Source organism: Planomonospora algeriensis (assembly GCF_977012225.1).
Genome location: NZ_CDRNDK010000356.1, coordinates 1 through 6,622, shown reverse-complemented (window position 1 = coordinate 6,622; position 6,622 = coordinate 1). Strand labels below are relative to the sequence as shown.

3 protein-coding genes and 2 pseudogenes are annotated in these 6,622 nt (G+C 73.8%); 4 read left to right on the top strand and 1 reads right to left on the bottom strand.

The window, feature by feature from the left end:
* Positions 1-1,183: ATP-binding protein (locus ACWJ6R_RS27265; RefSeq protein WP_449064973.1), on the bottom strand; the 1,183-nt coding region annotated here is incomplete at its 3' end.
* Between the two features lie 1,027 nt (positions 1,184-2,210).
* Here ACWJ6R_RS27265 and ACWJ6R_RS27260 point away from each other — a divergent pair.
* The 4 genes and pseudogenes from ACWJ6R_RS27260 to ACWJ6R_RS27245 all read left to right on the top strand — a co-directional run.
* Positions 2,211-4,763, top strand: a pseudogene (locus ACWJ6R_RS27260) (type I polyketide synthase); the annotation flags it as partial.
* Between the two features lie 290 nt (positions 4,764-5,053).
* Positions 5,054-5,254 (top strand): annotated as a pseudogene (locus tag ACWJ6R_RS27255) (hypothetical protein); the annotation flags it as partial.
* Positions 5,255-5,346: 92 nt separating this feature from the next.
* Positions 5,347-5,814 carry a polyketide synthase dehydratase domain-containing protein gene (locus ACWJ6R_RS27250; protein ID WP_449064972.1) on the top strand — a complete coding sequence of 156 codons (468 nt, stop codon included), beginning with the start codon at positions 5,347-5,349 and terminating at the stop codon, positions 5,812-5,814.
* Complete coding sequence (locus ACWJ6R_RS27245) at positions 5,771-6,553, top strand: KR prefix domain-containing protein (RefSeq protein ID WP_449064971.1); 783 nt, start codon at positions 5,771-5,773, stop codon at positions 6,551-6,553. Before ACWJ6R_RS27250 ends, ACWJ6R_RS27245 begins: the two co-directional genes overlap by 44 nt.
* Positions 6,554-6,622 lie beyond the last annotated feature (69 nt).

Sequence of the window (6,622 nt, the reverse complement as noted above, 5' to 3'; positions counted from 1 at the left end):
CGCCGAGGCTCCCGGCGGGCGGTACGGCGGGAGCCTCCCGGGAGGCGGGCCGGGCCCCGGCCTGCACGGCGGATCGGCTCATGAGGCCGTCGGGCACCACGAGCACGGCCTTGACGCCGCCGCTCGCCGAGGGAGCGCTCACATCGACGCGGAACCCGTAGTCGCGGGTGAGCCGCCCGATGACGGCGAACCCGAGCTTGCGCTCGTCCTCCAGGGTGGTGACGTCGAAGACCGCACGGTGCGAGAGCAGCCGCTCGGCGGCGGCCCGCTGGAAATGGTTCATGCCCAGGCCGGTGTCCTCCACCACGATGCGGTAGCCGGCCTGCACCCGCTGCACGTAGACGCTCACCGGGTCGCTGGAGTAGTCGGTCGCGTTGGCCAGCAGCTCGGTCAGGGCGACGACGATCGGCTCGACCACCCGGCCCTCGACGAAGAGCTCGCCGACCTCCGGCAGGTAGGTGTGGTCGACGCGGTCGTAGGGGCCGATGCGGCCGCGGGCGCTCTCCACGATCTCGCGGAAGGTGCAGTCGGCCCGCTGCGTCCCCGGCCACGACCCGGTCAGGATGCGCAGGCGCTGGACCGTGTGCAGGCTCCGGGTCGCGACGTGGTCGATGTCGATGAGGCTCTGGTGGTAGGCGCTCGCGGCCGGATGCCTGTCCAGCTCCTCGTCGATCTTGATCTGGAGCCGGGTCAGGAAGGCCTGCGCCTCGTCGGCCATGCCGCGGACGCCGGCGCGGGCCGCCCGGCCGACGCCGGCCCGGGCGCTCTGCAGCGCCTCGCGCACCAGGTCTTCGATCGCCTGGTGGAGCTCCTCGAACGGGGTGCCCTTCAGCAGGGGGTGCAGGAGGCCGGGGACGACCGCGTCCGAGCCGGAGCGGGTCTCGGCGTCCAGCAGCGCCGGCAGCCGCTGCCCGGCCAGATGCCGGGTCTCCTCCAGCGCGGTCTGGTACCACTCGGCGTTCACGGTGATCTGCCGGCGCAGCTCCTCGGTGTCCTGGGCGAAGAGCAGCTGGGCCTTCTCCAGATCCCGCGCCGCCTCGATCCTGGCCTTCACCACCTCGTCCTCGGCGGCGTGCCGGGCCCGGACCGCGGCGTCCCTGCCCCGGGTCCGCACGACCAGGGCTCCGCAGGCGGCGGCCAGACCGCTGCTCAGCAGCACCTCTGCCACGACGTGTTCGATCATGAGAGTCCTTGAGCTGAGGGGCCGGGCGCGTGCCGGAGCCTGCCGGACGGCGGGGCCGAATCCCCGGCCGCAGGACGACGCGCGGCAGTGGATGCTCCCCGAACCGATTCGACCGATGGTCCTGTCAATTCCGGACGCGACTCATAATGGAATCGGCGATAAACGCTAGCACGCTGTCATGTGATTCTCCACCGCTTGTCATATTTCTCGACCGGCAGTATGCGCTCTTGCTCGGAGTGTCATTCCATGTGCGGTGACAGCCGATGACAGTGCATCATGCATCATCATGCAGGGCAAGCGCGGGTTTTGTGCACGGTTCGGCCCCGATCACTCGCTGTGTGATTGTGTCGCCACTGTGTGAAGAATGGCCTGATCGGATGGACGGGTCCGGGCTTTCCGCGTGCTCGGACAGGCTCCGGGAGGGATGTTCCGCCGCCACGCGAGAAATATTCACCTTCCAGAGGTTCATCAAGGTCCGGTTTGGCCACTCGGCGCACTGAACGGTGACCGGTGAGTTCCGGTGCACCCGCCGTTGTGTTTCGTCCGCTTCTCACCGGATCGACATTTGATGTTTCTGCCGGGAAACCCGGCGGCGCGGGGGCGCCCGGGACGCGGAGCGACGGGCGAATGAGCCGGGATTCTGGAGGTCCGGTACGGAGAAACCGCCGTCCCTGCGTTTCACGGGCGGCTCGATCACGCCGCGCGCACGGTCATCCCGCTCGCCCGCGCGACCTCGCCGATGCTCCATCTGCGCCCGGCGTCGTCTCTCCCGATCATGCGGCTCGCGCTACGACCTCCCGCCGCGGCAGGTTCAAGCCCGCGGGCGCGCGGCGGGGGATCTCCATCGAGACCGTCAGCTCCGCCATCGGCGTTCAAGCCCGCGGGGTCGCGGCGGGGAGGCGTACGGTCTCCGCCCGGTGGTTCCAAGTCGGATGACTCCAGATCCCAAGTCGTCCGCAATCGTCCCCAAGTCTCCCGCAATGCCGGGCTGGCAACGTGACAGAAGACGCAAGAAGGAACGAAAGATATGCAAGGGGATCAGATGAACTCGTTCGATGGCGGCCGCTCCGGCTCCGAGCCGATCGCCGTGGTCGGCATGGCGTGCCGGCTGCCCGGGGCCCGTTCGCCGGAGGTGCTGTGGGACCTGCTCCGCCGGGGGGAGAGCACGATCTCCGAGATCCCCGCCGACCGCTTCCCGGTCGAGGAGGTCTTCCACCCCGTGCCCGGCACGCCCGGGAAGCTGTCGTCCCGCTACGGCGGGTTCGTCACGGGCATCGACGAGTTCGACGCGGAGTTCTTCGGCATCTCGCCGCGCGAGGCCGCCGCCATGGACCCGCAGCACCGCCTGACGATGGAGACGGCCTGGGAGGCGTTCGAGGACGCCGGCCTCACCCTGGAGCAGATGCCGGGCCTGACTGGGTCGGTGTTCATGGGGGTGATCACCAGCGACTACTGGGACCGCCAGTCCGGGATCGTCGACGAACTGGACGTGCACACGGTCGCGGGCAGCACCCGCGGCGGCAACGCCGGCCGGATCTCCTACGCGCTGAACCTGACCGGCATGAGCGTGGCGCTCGACGCCGCCTGCTCCTCCTCCCTGGTCGCCGTCAAGCTGGCCGTGGAGTCGCTGCGCGCCGGCTCGTGCGATCTGGCCTTCGCCGGCGGGGTGAACGCCATCCTCACCCCCGACCACGCGATCGGGTTCTCCCAGGGCTCGATGATGGCCCCCGACGGGCGGTGCAAGACCTTCGACGCCCGCGCCGACGGCTACGTCCGCAGCGAGGGCGTGGGCATCGTCGTGCTGAAGACCCTCTCCCGGGCGCTGGCCGACGGCGACCGCATCCACGCGCTGATCCGCGGCGGAGCCGCGAGCAACGACGGGCACGGCGAGAGCTTCATGGCGCCGCAGGTCGCCGGCCAGGCGGCGGGCTTGGAGGCGGCCTACCGCGACGCCGGGGTGGACCCGCGCAGCGTCGCCTACGTGGAGGCCCACGGGACCGGGACCAGCGCCGGCGACCCCGTCGAGATCGCCGCACTGGACGCGGTCCTCGGCCGCGGCCGCCCGGCCGACCGGCCGCTCCTGGTGGGCTCGGTGAAGACCAACCTCGGCCACACCGAGGGCGCGGCCGGCGTCACCGGCCTGATCAAGGCCGTGCTCTGCGTCAAGTACGGCCGGCTGCCCGCGAGCCTCAACTTCTCCACCCCCAGCCCGGCGATCCCGTGGGACCGGACGGCCGTGCGGGTCTGCGACCGGGACCAGGAGTGGCCGGAGCAGGACGGCCCCCGGCGGGCCGGGGTGAGCAGCTTCGGCATCACCGGGACCAACGTGCACATCGTGGTCGAGGAGCCACCCGCCCCGCAGCCCGGGGACGGGGACGAGGAGCCGGGGGAGGCCGCCGGCCTCGGCGGCCGGCCGGTGCTGCTGCCGGTCTCCGCGCGCACCCCGAAGGCGCTGGCCGAGCTCGCGGGACGCTACCGCGACCTGCTCGTCTCGGCGGAGACGCCGCTGCACCGGGTGGCCGCCGCGGCGGGCGTGCGGCGCAGCCACCACGACTTCCGGCTCGCGGTGGTCGCGGGCACCCGTGAGGAGGCCGCCGCGAGGCTGGGCGCCTTCGCGGAGGGCGGCCGGCCCGACGGGACCTGCAGCGGGGAGGCCGAGGAGTCCGAGCGGGGGCACCGGACCACGTGGGTCTTCCCCGGCCAGGGGGCGCAGTGGGCCGGGATGGGCCGCGACCTGCTCGCCGCCGAGCCGGTCTTCGCCGCGGGGGTCGCCGAGTGCGATCTGGCCATGAAGCGGGCGCTGCCGGACGCCGACTGGTCGCTGACCGGCGAGCTCACCGCGGACCCGGAGGAGTCGCGGCTCTCGCGGATCGACGTCGCCCAGCCGGTGATCTTCGCGGTCCAGGTGGCGCTCGCCCGCCTCTGGCGCTCCTGGGGCTTCGAGCCCGACGCGGTGGTCGGGCACTCGATGGGCGAGGTCGCCGCGGCGCACGTCGCCGGGATCCTGAGCCTCGACGACGCGGTGCGGATCATCTGCGGCCGCAGCCGGATCATCCGCACCGCCAGCGGGCGCGGGGCGATGGCCGCCGTCGAGCTGACCGCCGCGCGCGCCGGGGAGCTGGCGGCGGCCGCCGGCGGCCCGGGTGGCGCTGGCGGTGCACAACGCCCGGCCTCGTGCGTGCTCGCTGGGGACCCGGAGGCGATCGACGCCGTCCTGCGCGATCTGGAGGACGAGGGCGTCTTCGGGCGGCGGGTGCAGGTGGACATCGCCTCGCACAGCCCGCAGATGGACCCGCTGCGCGGGCCGCTCCTGGAGCTCCTGGCGCCGCTGCGCCCGCAGGACGGCACCGTCCCGATGTGGTCCACGGTCACCGGGCGCTTCCAGCGGGGCTCGGAGATGGGCGCGGAGTACTGGACCGACAACCTGCGCCTGCCCGTGCTGTTCGCCGACGCCGTGCAGAGCCTGGCCGAGGCCGGGTTCGACACCTTCGTCGAGTTCAGCCCCAATCCGCTGCTGGCCCGCGCGGTGCGGGAGAACCTGCGCCACACCGGTGCCGCCGGGATGGCCGTCACCGCCCTGACCCGCGAGACGCCCGGCCCGGCCGCCGTGCGCGAGGCGGTGGCCGAGCTGTACGCCGCCGGCCGCGCGGTGGACTTCGGCCGGATGCAGCCGTACGGCCCGCACCGCGGCGCGGAGGCCGGGCAGGTCCGGGTCGCGCTGCCCTCCTACCCCTGGCAGCACGAGCGGTACTGGAGGACGCCGGGTCGGGCGGAGCAGGCCGGGCGGAAGCGCGCCGGGCGGCCCCCGCGTACGGCGCCGGCCACCCGATCGCCGGTGAGGCGCTGCGCCTGGCCCCCGGCGACCGGCTCGTGTGGGACTTCGACCTCGACCTCGACCGCCTGCCGTACCTGCTCGACCACCGGGTGCACGAGATGCCGGTCCTGCCCGGTGCGGCCTACCACGAGCTGGCGCTGGCCTGCGGCCTGGAGGCGTATGCGGGCGAGCCCTTCCAGGTGGAGGAGCTGAGGATGGAGCGCGCCCTGTTCCTGACCCCCGGAGCGCCCCAGCGCGTCCAGGCCGCCCTGGACGAGGCGGACGGGGACGGGAGCCGCCGCTGGACGCTCTTCACCGCCGAGCCGGCCCCCTCCGGAGCGCCGGCCGAATGGACGCGGGCCGAATGGGCGCGGGTCGCCACCGCGCTGCTCCGCCCCCTCGCGGCGGACGAGGCGGGCGGGGGGAGGGCATCGACGTCTCCGACCTGTCCGCCTACCCCGAGCGGCTCGACGTGGCCGAGCACTACGCCGCCTCGCGGCGGCGCGGCATCGAGCAGTCCGGAGCCTTCCAGGGCGTCGCGGCGCTCCACCGGGGCGACGGGGCCGTGCTCGCGGAACTGACCGTGCACGAGGGCGTCGCCGCGGGACTTCAGCGCTACCTGCTCCACCCGGCGCTGCTGGACTCGGCGCTCCAGCCGCTGATGACACTGCTCGACACCGCCGGCGCCGAACAGGACACCTATCTGCGTGCGCACCGGGGTGTGCCGGTTCCACGCCCGGCCGGAGGCAGGCCGCCGCCTGTTCTCCCGCGCCGTGCGCACCTCGCCGGAAGGCGAGCGGGACCTGGTCGAGGGTGACGTCCTGGTCACCGACGACGCGGGCCGCCCGCTCGTCTCCGTGACCGGGTTCCGGCTCAGGAGGCTGGCGTCCGACCTGCCGGAGGTCGTCGAGCGCAAGGCGCGCAGGCTGCTGTACGGCACGCACTGGCAGGAGCTGGAGGCGCTGACGACCCCCGCGCCGGAGGCGGGCGGCGAGCCGGGGAACTGGCTGGTCGTGAGCGACTCCCCGGCGGGATCGAGGCTGTGCGCCCTGCTCGCCGAGCGGGGCGGGCAGGCGGTGCTGGTCCGGCCGGGTGACGGCTACCGGTGGATCGACGCCGAGCACCGCGTGCTGGACCCCGGCTCGGAGGACGACTGGAGGAAACTGATCAAGGAGCAGATCGGGGCCGGGGCGTGGCCGCCCCGGGCCGTCGTCCACCTGTCCGCCACCGGAACCGCCGGAACCGGCACCGGCTCGGCGTCCGGTGACGGCTCCGGCGCCGGGGTAGAGGACGGAGCCGTGGACGGCTGCTTCGGCGTGCTCAACCTGGTCAAGGCGCTCGCCGCCGACGGCGCGCAGCCCGCGCCCCGGCTCTGGCTGGTCACCTCCGCCGCGCAGGCGCCGGAGGGGACCGAGGACGTCGATCCCGGCCAGACGGCCGTGTGGGGGCTCGGCCGGGTGGTCCCCTACGAGCACCCGGAGCTGCGCTGCTCCCTGGTCGATCTGCCCGCCGACCCGGACCTGGCGGTGCTCCGCGCCTGCGTGACGAGATCCTGACCGGCGGGCCGGAGACCGAGCTCGCGCTGCGGGCCGGACGCCGCCACGCCGCCCGCCTCCGGCGCCGGG

Excerpts from the sequence above, each read along its gene's own strand:
- ACWJ6R_RS27250 (WP_449064972.1), top strand. The coding sequence starts at position 5,347 with ATGGACGCGGGCCGAATGGGCGCGGGTCGCCACCGCGCTGCTCCGCCC.